Below are 15,247 nucleotides of genomic sequence, written 5' to 3' on the forward strand. Positions count from 1 at the left end.
GTCCGACAATTTCCGGAGGGGAGCGAAAGGCCACGTAGACCCACAAGTTACTCACTGGTAGCGTCCGCTGCAGACGTGAAGGAGGCTCCCCCGTGCTGCTCGACCCGAACCACTACGACCCCGCGCACCTCGACGACGAGACCCGCCGCCTGCTCAAGGCCACGGTCGACTGGTTCGAGACCCGCGGCAAGCGCCGGCTGATCGCGGACGCCCAGGACAAGGTCTGGTACACGGAGTTCCTCGACTTCGTGAAGAAGGAGAAGCTCTTCGCCACCTTCTGCACGCCCGCGAGCGTCGACGGCACCAGGCGCTGGGACGCCGCCCGCAACGCCGCGTTCAGCGAGGTGCTTGGCTTCTACGGGCTGCAGTACTGGTACGCCTGGCAGGTCACGGTGCTGGGTCTCGGCCCGATCTGGATGAGCGGCAACGAAGAGGCCAAGCAGAAGGCCGCCGCCCTCCTCGACAGCGGCGCGGTCTTCGCGTTCGGCCTCTCCGAGAAGGAGCACGGCGCCGACGTCTACAGCACCGACATGATCGTCACGAAGACCGCCGACGGCTACCGGGCCAACGGCAGCAAGTACTACATCGGCAACGGCAACGTCGCCGGCATGGTCAGCGTCTTCGGCAAGATCGACGACGAGTACCTCTTCTTCGCCGTCGACAGCCGGCACGAGAACTTCAAGCTGGTCAAGAACGTCGTCGACAACCAGATGTTCGTCAGCGAGTTCCGCCTCGAGGACTACCCGCTCACCGACGCCGACGTCCTGCACCGCGGCCCCGACGCCTTCTCCGCCGCGCTCAACACCGTCAACGTCGGCAAGTTCAACCTCTGCACGGCCAGCATCGGCATCTGCGAGCACTCCTTCTACGAGGCGATCACCCACGCCCACAACCGGATCCTCTACGGCAACCCGGTCACCGACTTCCCGCACGTGCGGCAGAACTTCGTCGACGCCTACGCGCGTCTGGCCGCGATGAAGCTCTTCGCGGACCGCAGCGTCGACTACTTCCGCAGCGCCAACGACGACGACCGCCGCTACCTGCTCTTCAACCCCATCACGAAGATGAAGGTCACGAGCGAGGGCGAGAACGTCATCGACCTGCTCTGGGACGTCATCGCCGCCAAGGGCTTCGAGAAGGACACCTACTTCACCCGCGCCACCGCCGACATCCGCGCGCTGCCCAAGCTCGAGGGCACCGTGCACGTGAACCTGGCCCTGGTGCTGAAGTTCATGCCGAACTACCTCTTCAACCCCAAGGCCTACACCGAGGTCCCGACCCGCCACGACGCGAGCGACGACGACTTCTTCTGGCGCCAGGGCCCGGCGCGCGGCCTCGGCAAGATCCAGTTCCACGACTGGGAGCCGATCTACACCGAGCACGCCCACCTGCCCAACGTCGCGCTGTTCCACGAGCAGGCCAAGGCGATCAAGACCCTGCTCACCACCGCGGCACCGGACGCCGAGCAGCAGAAGGACCTCGACTTCCTGCTGAACCTCGGGCACCTGTTCACCCTGGTCGTCTACGGCCAGCTGGTCCTGGAGCAGGCCAAGATCACGAAGACCGACCAGAACGTCCTCGACCAGATCTTCGACGTCCTGGTCCGCGACTTCGCCGGTTACGCCACCGCGCTGCACGGCAAGCCCAGCAGCACCGAGGCCCAGCAGCAGTGGGCGGTGCGGCAGATCCGCAAGCCGCACGTCGACCAGGCCCGTTTCGACGCCGTGTGGCAGCAGGTGGAAGCGCTCTCCGGCCGCTACGAGATGCGCCCCTAGTCCTCGTACCGCTCCAAGGCCGTGATCAGGAGTTCGAGCCCGAACTCGAACTCCTGGTCGTGGTCGTAGGTCCCCAGCTCGTCGAGCACCCCCGCTGACAGTGGGAACGCTCCCATCTCCACCGGCTCGTACGCGGACAGCGCGATCCCGCCCAGCTCCGGCGAGGTCGCGACCTCCCGCATGAGCGTGCCCAGCAGGTACGACACCATCGCCCGCATCATCGAGACGGCGACCTTGCCGCGGAACCCGGCCCGGTCGAGGTTCGTCAGCGCCGCCTCGATCGTCCGGAACCCCGCCTCACTGCTCAGCCGCCGCGTCGCCAGCATCACGAACGCCCGCGGGTGCTGGTGGGCGAGCTCCCGCACCGCCCGCGCGTGGGCGCGGATGTGGTCGCGCCAGTCGTCGCTGTCCACGCGGTAGGGCTTGGCCTGGGCCATGATCCGCTCGGCCGCGAGGTCGACCAGCAGCGCCTTGTTCGGCACGTGGTTGTAGAGCGACATCGTGCCCGCGCCCAGCTCGGCCGCGAGCCGGCGCATCGAGACGGCCTCCACGCCCTCGCGCTCGATCAGCCGCACCGCCGCATCCACGATGCGGGTGCGGGTCAGCGGTTTACGTGGCGAGGACACTGGCGAAGACCATACGACGTGGAGTAGCTTCCCTGCGACGTACGGCGTACGTAGGAGGGTCGGCCGGCATGACCGAGTCCAAGGCGCTCAGGGCGCTGCGCGAGGCGATCGTCCTGGAGCTCATGGAGTACCAGAACGAGTACGACTTCGACGCGGGACTGAACACCTTCACCCACCCCCGCTTCGAGATCATGGCCACCGGTCAGGTGCTCGACGGCGTCGACGCGGTGCGCGACTACTGGACGCGGACGCGCGCGGCGTTCCCCGACCAGAAGAGCAAGGTCATCGAGGTCTACCACGCCGACGACGCGGTGATCGTCGAGTTCGAGCTGCAGGGCACCCACCTCGGCAGCCTGACCGGCGAACCGGTGACCGGCAAGACGTTCAAGGTCAGGATGTCCGGTATCTTCCTATTCGACAAGGACGTCCTCGTCTGCGAGCGCGTTTATGGCGACTCGGCGACAGTTCTGCACCAGCTGGGCCTGATCGAGGCCCCCCAGGAGTACTGAGCGCGGAGCGCTAGAACACCACCCGGACTTCGCCGACGACCCGTCCGCCACCGAGCACCGGCACGCCCAGGTGTTCCTTGGCCGGCGATACGTCGAACCCGAGCTGTGCCAACGCCGTCAGCCCGATCGCCGTGGTCGCGCGCGGGTTGCCGTCGAGCACCTTCACCGCCACCGCGTGCCCCTGCGCCGTCCCGAGGACGAGCACACCTTCGGCCCCACCTTTGGCGATCACGCCCGGCAGCAGCTGCATCACGACCGTGTTCACGTGCCCGGTCCCGCCGACGTACTCGGGGTGCGACCGCATCGCGTCCGCTACCGGTGTGCGCACCAGCCCCTGCACCGCGCGCGCCAGGCCGTGCAACGACAACGCGAACACGGGCGCTCCACAGCCGTCGACCGCCGTGTGCGCCACCTGCTCCCCCGCCAGCTCCTCCAGGTTCCGCACCACCAGCTGCTGCAACGGATGCGCCGGCTCCAGGTACGTCTGCGTCGGCCACCGCGCCGCCACACAGGCCGCCAGCATCGCCGCATGCTTGCCGGAGCAGTTCATCCGCACCCGCGACGGCTCGGTCAGCCGCTGCCGGGTCTCCTCGTCCTCCGGCCACGACGCCGGGCAGCGCAGCAACCCGACCGGCACCTTGCCGAGCAGCTGCATCACCAGCTCCACGTGCCGGTTCTCCCCGGTGTGCGACCCGGCGGCGATGGCCAGCGCCGGACCGGCCAGCGGTGCCCCGGCGGCCAGGCACGCGAGCGCCTGGAACGGCTTCAAGCACGACCGCGGCAACACCGGGTCTTCCACGGCACCAACGGAAAGCCCGACGGCGCCGGACGGCAGCAGCCCGACGACGCTGCCGTGGTGCAGGCTCTCGACGAAGCCGGACCGCGTGACCTCAGCGAGCAGTTCGGGCACGACGGGCCTCCAGGTGGTGGGCGAGCCGGGACAGCGCCAGGTTGACGACCAGGTAGACGACAGCGACGACGACGAACGTCTGGATCAGCAGCCCGGTGTAGCTCGCGAGCACCCGGCCGTTGAACAGCAGTTCGGTGTAGGACACGACATATCCCAGCGAGGTGTCCTTCAACAGGCTGACAGCCTGGGTGACGAGCAACGGCAACATGTGCCGCACCGCCTGGGGCAGCACGACGAACCGCGTCACCACCCCGCCGGTCATGCCCAGCGACACCCCGGCCTCGCGCTGCCCGGGATCCACCGAGCCCACACCCGCGCGGAAGATCACCGCGTAAGACGCCGCGTGCGACAACGCCAGCGGCACCACGAGCTTCCAGAACACCGGCAGGTTGATCCCGAACGACGGCAGCACGAACAGCATGACGTACACCAGCAGCAGCACCGGAACGGTGCGCATGACCTCGGCGTACGCGCGCGTGAATCGGTTGGGCCGCAACGCGAGCAGCAACCCACCCGCCATCGCCAGGACCCCCGTCGCGAACGCCGCCACCACCGTCGACCACAGGCCCCCGAGCAGATAACGCCAGACGGGCCACGTCAGGTACGGCTGCCAGCGAACCGGGTCCAGCTGCCCGTTGGCCGCGAACTGCCGCAGCCCCAACGCGACCAGCGCCAGCAGCACGACACCGGACACCACCGACGTCCAGAGGACGCGGCGGCGGAACCGCGGACCGGGTGCGTCGAACATCAGGCCAGCCGCCGTTCCAGCACACGAGCGCCGTACCCGATGAACGCCGACATCACCAGATAACACAACCCCACGCCGGTGAAGACCAGCAACGGCTGCGCGAGCTCCAGGTTGATCCGTTGCGCCGCACGGGTCATGTCCACCACGCCGACGACCCCGGCCAACGCCGTCGCCATCGTCAACGCGATCGCGATGTTCGCCAACGGCTGCACAACACGCTTCAAAGCCTGTGGCAGCACCACGTACCGCAACGACTGCCGGAACGTCAGCCCCAACGCCCGCGCCGCCTCGCCCTGCCCGTGCGCCACCGAGCTCACCCCCGACCGCAACGCCTCCGCCACGAAAGCCGCCTCGTACAACGCGATCGCGACGCAGGCCGTCCAGAACAGCGGCATCGTCACGCCGACCTCGGGCAGCCCGAACACGAACAGCACCAGCCACGCCAGCAACGGGATGTTCCGCCACACCTCGACATAAACCGCACCGACCGCCCGCAACAACGGCACCGGCACGATCCGCAGCACCGCGACGGCCGACCCGACCAGCAGCGCCCCGAAGAACGCCAGCAAGGTCAGTGCGACGGTGTTCAGGAACCCTTCGAGGACCAGCCTCATGAGGCGATCGCGGGTGGCGCCGGCGCGTCGCCGGTCACCACGGTGCCGATGGAGAGCTTCCAGACCTCCTGCCACAGCCCCGATTCACCGATCTCGCGCAGCCAGTCGTTGACGAACCGGGTGAACTCGGCGTCGCCGTGCTCGATCCCGATGCCGTACGGGTCCTCGGTGAACGGCTCGCCGACCAGCTGCAGCTCGGGGTCCTTGGACGCGTCGGCCACCAGGATCGCCTGGTCCTGCACGTAGGCCTCGCCACGACCCTGCTTCAACGCCGTCACGCACTCGGGGTCGGAGCCGAACTCGACGATCTTCGCGGTCGGCGCGGCCTCCCGCACCGCCTTCACCCCAGGGGTGTTCGCACCCACGACCACCGTCTTGCCGGTCAGATCTGCGGGCCCGGTGATGCCGGACGTGCCCTTGCGGACCGCGATCGCCTGACCGGACCGGTAGTACGGGCCGGCGAACGCCACGCGCTCGGCCCGTTGCGGGGTGATGGTGTAGGTCTGGATGATCACGTCGACAGTACCGTTGCCCAGCAACGGTTCGCGCGTCTCCGAGGTCGCGCTGACCAGCTCGGTCTGCGGCTTGCCCAAGATGTAGTGCGCCAGGAGTTTGCCGAGGTAGGCGTCGAAACCCGTGAGCTCACCGCTGATCGGGTCGAGCTGGGAGAGCAGCGGCGCGTCCTGCGAGCCGCCGATCAGCAGCTTTCCGCGCTTCCTGATGCGGTCGACCGCCGAGCCGGGAGTGACCTCACCGGAGTGGACCGGGGCCTTCGCGAGCAGCGCGTCGAGCTTCGACCCGCCTGGTACCGCAGACTCACCGCCGGAGCACCCGGCCACGAAGAGCAACACCGCCGCTACGAACAGTCTCCCCATGCACCGCGACGCTACTGATCGCGTTCGAGCAGGCACAAGACACGACGAAGCCGCTGTCCGAAAACGGACAGCGGCCTCGTAACAGATCAGATGTGCTGACCAGTCAGACTCAGACGGCGCGAACGCCCTGGGCCTGCGGGCCCTTCTGGCCCTGACCGATCTCGAACTCGACCCGCTGGTTCTCCTCGAGAGCCTTGTAGCCGTTCATCTGGATCTCGGAGTAGTGGACGAACACGTCGGCGCCACCGTTGTCGGGGGAGATGAAGCCGAAGCCCTTCTCCGCGTTGAACCACTTGACGGTGCCCTGTACTGCCATCTTGCTACTTCTCCTCTAACAGGTGCCGGATCGCGCTCGCGACCACCGGGTCAAGCTTGGAACAGCGTCATCTCCGGAACCTGGAGAATCCACACGCTCACAACCTCGTTCCGTGATCGTGGTAAAGCACGAACACGCAACGTACGACCATGAACAGTGAACCATGAGCTCCCGCCCCCAGTCGAGCCATCGTTCGCCCGTCGTTCGCGCTGATACCGTGAGGTCCCGAATGAGCACGTGGGAGGTGGCCGTGCCGGAGCTGGCGACGATGTCGATCACGGTGACTTTGGCGCCACGCGTGCGCTGTGGCCTGCACGCACTGCTGCACGACCACCTGACCAGGTTGTCCGTCCGGCCCGCCGGGGAACCCGGCGGCGGCACCGTGAACCAGGTCACCGGCACCGTGATCGGCACCGTGATCCAGGCCAGGGACATCAACGGCGACGTCAACCTCGGCAACAAGCCGTTCTGGAGGCGGTAACCTGGAGGGTCGTTGGACCCAGGGGGCCGTGACTTTGACCGGCAGTGAACGACTGCTCTTCTTCTTCGTCGGATTGGTGACCACATTCGTGTTCATCCGCATCAGCGTGCGGATGATCCGGGCGAAGGTGCGCTGGTGGCCGCGCAACATCGTGCACGGCGACACGCACGTGCACCACGTCGTGTTCGGCACCGTGCTGCTGCTCCTGTCCAGCGTGACCAGCCTGGTGATCCCGGACGACCTGCACGGCGCCCGGCTGGCCGCCGCCGCGGGCCTCGGGGTCGGGGCGGCGCTCGTGCTGGACGAGTTCGCGCTGATCCTGCACCTGCGCGACGTGTACTGGACCAAGGCCGGCCGGCTGTCGGTGGACGCCGTGTTCCTCGCGGTGGGCCTGACGGGGCTGTTCCTGCTCGGCGCGCGGCCGCTCGGGTACGACGAGGTGCTGCAGCTCAACCCGGACACGGCACCGGCCAGCACGGTCACGCTGCGGCTGATCGCCATCGGCGTGAACCTGTGCTTCGCGATCGTGGCGCTGCTCAAGGGCAAGATCTGGACCGGCCTGCTCGGCCTGCTGGTGCCGGTCGTGCCCGCGGTGGGCGCGTTCAGGCTCGCCCGGCCGGGCTCACCGTGGGCGCGGTGGCGCTACCGGGAGGGCTCGCGCAAGCTCGCCCGCGCGTACCGGCGCGAGGCGCGGATCCGGCAGCCGATCATCCGGGCCAAGATCGCCGTGCAGGAGTTCATCTCGGGACGTCACGACCTGCCGGATCACGACAGGCCGTGACGGGGTCTTCACCGAGGCCTACCCTCCGAGGATGTCCTGCTGGGCGCACACGGCCTGCAGGTCGCCCGCGCACAGCTCCTGCGGCTTGATCACGCCCTCCGTCACCAGCGCGCGGACGGTGTCGCGCTTGATCAGGGTGGCTCCCAGCAGCACGGACTTCACGTCCCGCCGGGAGACCGGGTCGCGCAGGTTGCCCGTCGCGAGGTCGTCCGCACCGGCCAGGTCGCCGCGGGCGACCGCGATGGCGAGCCTGGCCGCCGCCTCCGCCTCGTCGCGCACCGGCTTGTAGACGGTCACGCACTGGTCGCCGCGCAGCACGGCGCGCAGACCGTCCACAGTGGCGTCCTGCCCGGTGACCGGCACCTTTCCGGCGAGGCCCTTCTTCTTGAGCACCTCGATCACCGCGCCGGCCAGGCCGTCGTTGGCGGCGACCACGCCGTCGACCTTGCCGCCGTTGCCGTTGAGGATCTCCTCGAAGAGCTGTCCACCCAGGACGTTGTCCCAGTCCTCGACCGGCTGCGACTTCACGAGCTTCAGCGCGCCGCTGTCGTACTTGCTCGACAGCCGCGACTTCTGGCCCTGCGTGAACAGCGTCGCGTTGTGGTCGGTGGGCGCGCCCTCGATCTCGATGATCTGCGCACCCGGCTTGTCGCCGAGGCACCCGAGCAGGCCGTCCGCCTGCAGCTGGCCGACGTTCACGCTGTCGAAGCCGACGTGGTACTCCGCCTGGCCACCGAGCGTCACGCGGTCGTAGTCGATGACCGGGATGTTCGCCGCCTTGGCCTTCTTCTGCACGGCGAGGCCACCGGCCGCGGACAACGGCGTGATCATCAGGACCTTCACCTGGCGCCGGATCATCTCGTCCGCGATCTGAGCGAACTTCGCCTCGTCGCCTTCGGCGTTCTCGATGAACGGCTCGATGTCCGCGTAGTTGAACGCCTGCGCCAACAATGGCCGATCTTGTTCTTCCCACCGGGCCGACGTCGTTCGGTCCGGAAGGATTACACCGACAACGGGTTTGGGCCCGCGCGTGGGCAGCGATGGTTCACTCTGACCTGCGTCACCACAGCCCGAGAGAAGAAGCAGAGCGCACGCCGACGCCGCCATTACCCGTCTTCGCATAAACGCGGAGTTCATCGCTTGAATGTTGTTAAGTCAAGATTTATTCGCATCCATCACGCTCCGCTTCCGAATGACTACAGTTCGATTCCGTACGAAAGGCGCTGATGTTCGGCCTATTTCGCACCTAGGGTGCTGCTCTTGGGCGGCAATCGGGGGCCGTACCTTCTGTGTTGGATCCAGCCCTGACCGGGTGTGAGGAGACAGCTAGGTGAGAACGCGCAGAACCGTGATGGCGGTGGCGGCAACGGTGTCGCTGGTCGCCGCGGGCACATCGGTGGCGGGGGCGGCGCCGGCCACGGCCGGGCAGCAGCAGGACACGGAGTACACCGTGCTGCTGGAGGACCCGGGCAACCGCGACTTCGCGATCGACGCCGTGCACGCGGCGGGCGGCGAGGTCGTGCGGGACAACAAGGCCATCGGCCTGCTGACCGTGAAGGCACCCGCCAACGGCTTCGTGGAGAAGGTCTCGGCGTCGAAGGACGTCGTCGGCGCCGCTCGGTCCAAGCCCATCGGACATTCACCCGCGCAGAACAAGGCCGAGAAGGCCAAGCGGGACAACGTGGAGAAGGAGAACACCACTTCCGCTCCGAACAAGGCACCCGCCGCGTCCAAGTCGACCGCGGGCATGGACCCGCTCGACGGCGACCTGTGGGGCCTGAACCTCGTCCGCTCGAACATCGCACGGGCCAAGCAGGCCGGTGACAAGCGGGTCTACGTCGGCGTCCTCGACACCGGTGTGGATGGCTCACACCCGGACATCGCGCCGAACTTCAACAACGAGCTGTCGCGCAACTTCACCGTCGACATCCCGAACGACTCCGACGGTGGCGAGTTCGACGGCCCGTGTGAGTTCCGCGGTTGTGTCGACCCGGCGAACTGGGACGACGGCGGCCACGGCACGCACGTCGCCGGCACGATCGGCGCCGCGGCCAACGGCTTCGGCATCTCCGGTGTCGCACCGGGCGTGTCGCTGGTCAACATCCGCGGTGGCCAGGACGCCGGTTCGTTCTTCCTGCAGCCGGTCGTCGACGCGATCACCTACGGCGCCGACATCGGCCTCGACGTGATCAACATGTCGTTCTACGTCGACCCGTGGTACATGAACTGCATCAACGACTCCACCGCCTCGGCGGAGGAGCAGCTGGAGCAGCGCACGATCATCTCGACCGTGCAGCGCGCGTTGAACTACGCGCACCGCAAGGGCGTCACGCTGATCGGCGCGGGCGGCAACAACCACGAGGACCTGGGCAAGCCGCGCACCGACACGGCGAGCCCGAACTACCCGCCGGGACACGCCCGTCCTCGCCCGATCGACAACGCCACCTGCCTGAACCTGCCGACCGAGGGCAACCACGTCATCTCGGTCTCGGCTCTGGGCCCGTCGACCGGTAAGGCCGACTACTCCAACTACGGCCTTGAGCAGACCGCGCTCTCGGCCCCCGGTGGCTACTTCCGCGACTACTTCGGCACGCCGTGGTACCGCACCAACGAGAACATGATCCTCTCGACGTACCCGCGCAACGTCGCCCTCGCCGAGGGCAACATCGACGAGGCCGGGAACATCACCGAGAAGGGTCTCGGCGCCGGCGTGAAGAAGGCCGTCTCCGGCGACAAGGTCGGCTACTACCAGTTCCTGCAGGGCACCTCGATGGCCGCCCCGCACGCCGCTGGTGTCGCCGCCCTGGTCGTGAGCCAGTACGGCAAGAAGGACAAGAAGAACCCCGGCCTGACGCTCGACCCCGACAAGGTCGAGAAGGTGCTCTACAAGACGGCGATCCAGCGCGCGTGCCCGAACCCGCGCACGGTGTCGTACGTCAACGTCGGCCGCACGCCGGAGTTCGACGCCACCTGTGAGGGTGACGCGAAGTTCAACGGCTTCTACGGTCACGGCATCGTGGACGCCTACGGCGCGGTGACCCGCGGCGGTCAGTTCATCTGATTTCCTGTTGCACCACAGAGGCTCCCGGCTCCGGCCGGGAGCCTTTGCCGTTCTCGGCAGGCCGGGCGCCCGCCAGCTTCGCAAATCAGTGAACAATCTTGCCCATGGTGGTGTGGACCCCTTACGCCTCAAGGACATCGCGATGCAAATCGTGTCCAGCGCGGAGAACTCCACTTTGGACTGGCGTGGCCAGTTCGGTTACATCGAGGACATCGACGACGGTCGCGGCTACACCGCCGGGATCATCGGTTTCTGCAGCGGCACCGGTGACATGCTCGACCTGGTGGAGCTGTACCAGCAGCGCAAGCCCGGCAACGTGCTGGAGAAGTACCTCCCCGCACTGCGCCGGGTGAACGGATCGGACTCGCACGCGGGCCTGGATCCCAACTACACCAGGGACTGGAAGACCGCCGCCAAGGACCCCGCGTTCAAGGCGGCCCAGGAGTCCGAACGCGACCGGGTCTACTTCAACCCGGCGGTGCGGCAGGCGAAGGCCGACGGCGTGCGCGCGCTCGGCCAGTTCGCCTACTACGACGCGATCGTCATGCACGGTGACGGGTGGGGCAGCCTCGACTTCTCCGGCATCCGCAAGCGGGCGCTGGCCAAGGCGAAGCCGCCGTCGCAGGGCGGCAACGAGACCACGTGGCTCAACGCCTTCCTGGACGCCCGCGTGTGGACGATGAAGCAGGAACCCGCACACGAGGACACCACCCGCGTCGACACGGCCCAGCGCGTGTGGCTGAAGGCCGGCAACCTCGACCTGAACACGCCGCTGAGGTGGAAGGTCTACGGCCAGAGCTTCGAGATCCGCTAGCGAGAGCGGCGTCTGCAAGTACCACCAAGCCCGACGTCGGTGGTACTTGCAGACGCCTCGGCAACGCGGTGCGGTGAACGCTGCGCACACCCCAAAAGCGGCTGAACGGGTGAACCGTTGCGCCATCACGGGGAAACCCTGACCGGTTCATGTCGTTCGCCCCCGTAGGAATCCCATCCGCGCATAAAGTTCCTCGATCCCGCACCTCGTGGAGGAGGCCAACGGTGTTCGAAGGGCGCACCCGGCTGCGCGGCCTGGTCAAGGGGTTGGTCGAGGCCGTTGACGCGGGGGCCACGCCGGTGCTCGTCGTCGAGGGGTGCGGCGGTTCCGGCAAGACCGCGCTGCTCACCCAGACGGTGCTGGAGTGGCAGGACAAGACGCCGACGGTGCTCGTGCGGCCGCGGGAGCTGCGGGTCGACGACGAGGACGGGCCGGCCGGTGCCGTGCGGCCGGTGCTGGCGGCGGTGTTGCTGGGGCTCAGCGCCGAGGTGCCCGGTTATCCCCTGTCGTTCGAACGGGTGCTGCTCGCGCAGATCGCCATGCGCGTCGAGGTCGAGGGCCTCGACCAGGACGCCGCTCTCGACGAGCTCAACCGGCAGACCAACAACTACCGCGAGCGGAACCTGCGGGACCTCGTCCGCGACCTCGCGGCCACGGCCGGGTCGCTGATCCAGCTGCCGCTCGACCCGGCGCCGGTGGTCAACCGCATCTCCGACTACCTCGGCGGCATGCTGGAGAGCTCGCGGCGGGCGTCGAACTTCCGCTGGAGCAGGCAGGCGCTGGAGTGGTTCGGGCACCAGGACCAGGGGCTCGGGCTCAACGCCGACCGGGCGCGGCTGCGGTTGAGCGCGCAGGCCCGCAGCCAGGACCCGGACGTGCGGCGCGACGTCGACGACCTGCTGGTGGCGGCGTTGCTGGCGGACCTGCGGCACAGCCTCGCACGGGTCAGCACGCGCCGGCACAACGTCGTGATGCTGCTCGACGACGGTGACATCGCGGTGGCCACGACGTTCCTGCGCGCGTTGCTGCGGGTGCGCAGGGCGGTCGCGGACCGGGCCCGTGGCGGTGATGCCGCGCCGCCCGACCCGTTGCTGGTGGTGACCACGAGCGGTGGGCTGCTGGCGGAGGAGCTGGCCGAGGACGAGCTGCCGGAGCCGAGGACCGTCACCGAGTCCGAAGTGGACAGATCGCTGATCACCGAGGCGCGGGTGTGGGTGCGGATCCGGTCGGAGGACCTGACCGGCAAGGACGTCGTGCAGCTCGCCAAGGGCCACCTGTGGCCGGACGACCTCGCCGCGAGCACGGTCGGCAAGGTCGTGCACCGGTTGAGCCGCGGGCACCCCAAGTCCGTCGACACCCTGCTGCGCAGGCTGCACGACGAGCCGAGCCTCACCCGTGACCCCGCGAAGTTGTTGCGGGGCGCGGAGAACGCGTTGCTCGAACCGTTCGTGCGCGAGTTCTCGGCGGGCGACCGGGCGAACAAGCACCACCTGCGGGCACTCGTCACGCTGTCGGCCGCGCTCACCAAGCTGGAGGCGCAGACCCTCGCGCCGCTGCTGCCGGACCCCGTCGGTCTCGACTCGCCGCTCTACTCCTCGCCGACGTTGTGGACGCCGGGAGACACCGCACAGCAACAACTTCCGCCGCTGGTCCGGTATCTGGGCATGCGGCTGCTGTCGGCACGGTCCGACGCCGACGAGGCGTCCTGGGACAAGGTGGTCGGCCGGCTGCGCGACCACGCCGGTGGCGAAGGGCCGCGGCTGCGGCACACGTTGCTGCTCGGTGACCGCGCGGCGGTGGCGGAGGAACTGCTGGAGTCGTTGGGGGACATGGCCACCGGGGACTGGCTCACCCTGTTCGACCTGGTGACCTCGGACGTGAACCCCCGCGAGACCGCGCCTGAGTCGATCGGGACCGCCCAGCGCGGCAGCGACCTCGCGCACGCCCACCGGCTGCTCGGCGTCGTGCCCGCGTTCGACCACGACCCGTGCGGGACGGACCCGGACGTGCTGCAGGACCTCGCCGCCCACGTGGCACAGGCGTTGCGGCAGCTGTCCAACCGCGCGCAGGACCCCGCGCTGCTGCTCAGACGGGCGCAGCGCTACGAACGGTTCGGGAGGAACTACCGGTGAGGTTCACCGAACGCTTCTACCTCGGGATCTGGCCCAAGCCGCGAGCGCTGCGGCACCCGGCGAAGTGGACGGACTGGCTGCGCCCGGTCGCCGTGCTGGCCGTGATCGCGCTCGTCGTCGGTGCGTTCACCGGTGGCCCGTGGCTGTGGAAGCGGTTGTCCTGCAAGGACGGCTGGCTGCCGACCACGGACGTGTGGGCGGCCGGCGGTGAGTGCGTCGGGCTCAGCGCCGGGGCCTACGACTTCGACCTGGCCGCGTTCACGAACGTGCTCAAGGTGATCGAGAAGCAGAACGCGTCGGCGGCCGAGGTGTGCGACCCGAAGGGCACCCCGGTCACCGTCGGCGTGCTGCTGACCATGACCGACCAGTACGCGGGCGCGCGGGCCGTGCACGAGCTGGAGGGCATGGCGGCCGGGCAGGCGCGCGCGAACAGCACCGGCTGCCTGCACCCGCTGCGGCTGCTGGTCGGCAACATCGGCGCGTACGGGCCGGAGCAGGAGGCCGTCGAGGTCGCCCGCAAGCTCGCCGGCCACCCCGAGGTCGTCGCCGTGGCCGGGATCGGGCTGAGCCACCAGCGTTCCGCCGAGATCGCCGACCTGCTGGCGGCGGAGAAGATCCCGATGGTCTCGGACCTGGTCACCGCGGAGGGCTTCGACCAGAGCGGTTCCACCGCGCAGGAGACCGACTACAGCGGGTGCGAGCCCGACACCACCTACCAGAACGGCGTGGGCCGCGACCACTACTACCGGGTGGCTTACCGCGGTTCCGAGCAGATCAGGTCGCTCGGCGCCGCGCTGCCCGGCGTCCGGCTCGACTTCATCATGGTGCCGACCGGCGGCACCGACCCGTACACCTGCACGGCGTTGCCGTTGATGCACAAGCAGTTCGGCGGCACCATCACCGAGGTCAAGTTCGACCCGGACGAGGCCAGCACGGTGTCCCAGACGGCACAACGGGTCTGCAACGTCGCCAAGGACGTGACGGTCGGCTACATCGCCCGCGGCCGCGACCTGGCGATGTTCCTGCACAGCCTCGACCAGGAGTTCACCAAGGGCCACTGCTCGGCGAGCTCCATCACGGTGGTGAGCACGTCGGACGGCCAGCGCGTGCGGGCGGCGGAGCTGGACCCGCGGCTGGAGGACCTGCGGGTGCAGGCGTTGTCCTCGCCGTCGTTCGCGTCCGGCAAGCTCCGCCTGGTGTCGACCCTGGTCGGCGGCGCGGACAAGCCGAGCCCCGGCAACACCGGCTTCACCGACTTCGAGAAGCACTTCACCGGCATCGGCTTCGACCTGGCGCACACGGATGCGGGCTGGGCGGTCAACGGCTACGACGCCGTGGCCGTGATCGAGGAGGCCGTGAACAAGCTGCCGGTCACCAGGGAGGTGCAGCGAAGCCAGGTGAACACCCAGATCAGCTTCGTCTCCTCAGCGGAGACGGCGGTGCTGGGCGCGGGCGGGCCGATCGTGTTCGACAACGACGGCAACCGGGTCGGCTCGGTACCGCCGGTCGTGCGGGTGTGCCCGTTGCCGCCGCAGAACGGGACGGTGGGCCGGGTCCGCAGCGTGACGCTGCAACCGGGCTCCCCCGCCCCCTCCTGCTGAACGG

15 protein-coding genes are annotated in these 15,247 nt (G+C 68.5%); 8 read left to right on the forward strand and 7 right to left on the reverse strand.

What is annotated here, in order from left to right:
* Positions 1 to 92 precede the first annotated feature (92 nt).
* Positions 93 to 1,775 carry an acyl-CoA dehydrogenase gene (locus tag BBK82_RS05905; protein ID WP_065914093.1) on the forward strand — a complete coding sequence of 561 codons (1,683 nt, stop codon included), beginning with the start codon at positions 93 to 95 and terminating at the stop codon, positions 1,773 to 1,775.
* Here the strand turns inward: BBK82_RS05905 and BBK82_RS05910 are convergent.
* The gene (locus BBK82_RS05910) at positions 1,772 to 2,401 is read right to left on the reverse strand and encodes a TetR/AcrR family transcriptional regulator C-terminal domain-containing protein (protein ID WP_083267815.1); all 630 of its coding nucleotides are present in this window, start codon (positions 2,399 to 2,401) and stop codon (positions 1,772 to 1,774) included. The genes BBK82_RS05905 and BBK82_RS05910 overlap by 4 nt on opposite strands.
* 68 nt (positions 2,402 to 2,469) lie before the next feature.
* Between BBK82_RS05910 and BBK82_RS05915 the strand changes: the two genes are divergently transcribed.
* Positions 2,470 to 2,910, forward strand: coding sequence for an ester cyclase (locus BBK82_RS05915; RefSeq protein WP_065914094.1), 441 nt, complete (start codon positions 2,470 to 2,472; stop codon positions 2,908 to 2,910).
* Between the two features lie 10 nt (positions 2,911 to 2,920).
* On the opposite strand, the gene BBK82_RS05920 is transcribed toward BBK82_RS05915, so the two are convergent.
* From BBK82_RS05920 to BBK82_RS05940, 5 genes are all read right to left on the reverse strand, one after another.
* Entirely contained in the window at positions 2,921 to 3,820 is a 900-nt protein-coding gene (locus BBK82_RS05920; RefSeq protein ID WP_065914095.1) for an asparaginase, read from the reverse strand.
* A complete protein-coding gene (locus BBK82_RS05925) occupies positions 3,801 to 4,568 on the reverse strand; it encodes an amino acid ABC transporter permease (protein ID WP_065914096.1) in 768 nt (255 codons plus the stop codon). The genes BBK82_RS05920 and BBK82_RS05925 overlap by 20 nt, the downstream gene beginning before the upstream one ends.
* Positions 4,568 to 5,182, reverse strand: a complete 615-nt coding sequence (locus tag BBK82_RS05930) for an amino acid ABC transporter permease (protein WP_065914097.1) — start codon at positions 5,180 to 5,182, stop codon at positions 4,568 to 4,570. Before BBK82_RS05930 ends, BBK82_RS05925 begins: the two co-directional genes overlap by 1 nt.
* The gene (locus tag BBK82_RS05935) at positions 5,179 to 6,057 is read right to left on the reverse strand and encodes a glutamate ABC transporter substrate-binding protein (protein ID WP_065914098.1); all 879 of its coding nucleotides are present in this window, start codon (positions 6,055 to 6,057) and stop codon (positions 5,179 to 5,181) included. The genes BBK82_RS05930 and BBK82_RS05935 overlap by 4 nt, the downstream gene beginning before the upstream one ends.
* A gap of 109 nt (positions 6,058 to 6,166) precedes the next feature.
* Positions 6,167 to 6,373, reverse strand: coding sequence for a cold-shock protein (locus BBK82_RS05940; protein WP_030468404.1), 207 nt, complete (start codon positions 6,371 to 6,373; stop codon positions 6,167 to 6,169).
* Positions 6,374 to 6,602: 229 nt separating this feature from the next.
* Between BBK82_RS05940 and BBK82_RS05945 the strand changes: the two genes are divergently transcribed.
* The gene (locus BBK82_RS05945) at positions 6,603 to 6,854 is read left to right on the forward strand and encodes a hypothetical protein (protein WP_065914099.1); all 252 of its coding nucleotides are present in this window, start codon (positions 6,603 to 6,605) and stop codon (positions 6,852 to 6,854) included.
* Positions 6,855 to 6,930: 76 nt separating this feature from the next.
* Positions 6,931 to 7,635: a hypothetical protein gene (locus BBK82_RS05950; protein ID WP_237048039.1), complete on the forward strand. Its 705-nt coding sequence runs from the start codon at positions 6,931 to 6,933 to the stop codon at positions 7,633 to 7,635.
* Between the two features lie 18 nt (positions 7,636 to 7,653).
* Here the strand turns inward: BBK82_RS05950 and BBK82_RS05955 are convergent, their stop codons facing one another.
* Positions 7,654 to 8,757, reverse strand: coding sequence for a sugar ABC transporter substrate-binding protein (locus BBK82_RS05955; protein WP_065914101.1), 1,104 nt, complete (start codon positions 8,755 to 8,757; stop codon positions 7,654 to 7,656).
* Positions 8,758 to 8,986: 229 nt separating this feature from the next.
* On the opposite strand from BBK82_RS05955, the gene BBK82_RS05960 reads away from it, so the two are divergent.
* The 4 genes from BBK82_RS05960 (at position 8,987) to BBK82_RS05975 (ending at position 15,243) form a co-directional block, all read left to right on the forward strand.
* Positions 8,987 to 10,696: a S8 family serine peptidase gene (locus BBK82_RS05960; protein WP_065914102.1), complete on the forward strand. Its 1,710-nt coding sequence runs from the start codon at positions 8,987 to 8,989 to the stop codon at positions 10,694 to 10,696.
* 142 nt (positions 10,697 to 10,838) lie between these two features.
* The gene (locus BBK82_RS05965; protein WP_083268728.1) at positions 10,839 to 11,510 is read left to right on the forward strand and encodes a chitosanase; all 672 of its coding nucleotides are present in this window, start codon (positions 10,839 to 10,841) and stop codon (positions 11,508 to 11,510) included.
* Between the two features lie 224 nt (positions 11,511 to 11,734).
* Complete coding sequence (locus tag BBK82_RS05970) at positions 11,735 to 13,642, forward strand: hypothetical protein (RefSeq protein WP_065914103.1); 1,908 nt, start codon at positions 11,735 to 11,737, stop codon at positions 13,640 to 13,642.
* Positions 13,639 to 15,243 carry an ABC transporter substrate-binding protein gene (locus BBK82_RS05975; RefSeq protein ID WP_065914104.1) on the forward strand — a complete coding sequence of 535 codons (1,605 nt, stop codon included), beginning with the start codon at positions 13,639 to 13,641 and terminating at the stop codon, positions 15,241 to 15,243. Before BBK82_RS05970 ends, BBK82_RS05975 begins: the two co-directional genes overlap by 4 nt.
* The last annotated feature ends 4 nt before the right edge of the window (positions 15,244 to 15,247 follow it).

The sequence above is a fragment of the Lentzea guizhouensis genome, from assembly GCF_001701025.1.
Lineage (GTDB): Bacteria > Actinomycetota > Actinomycetes > Mycobacteriales > Pseudonocardiaceae > Lentzea > Lentzea guizhouensis.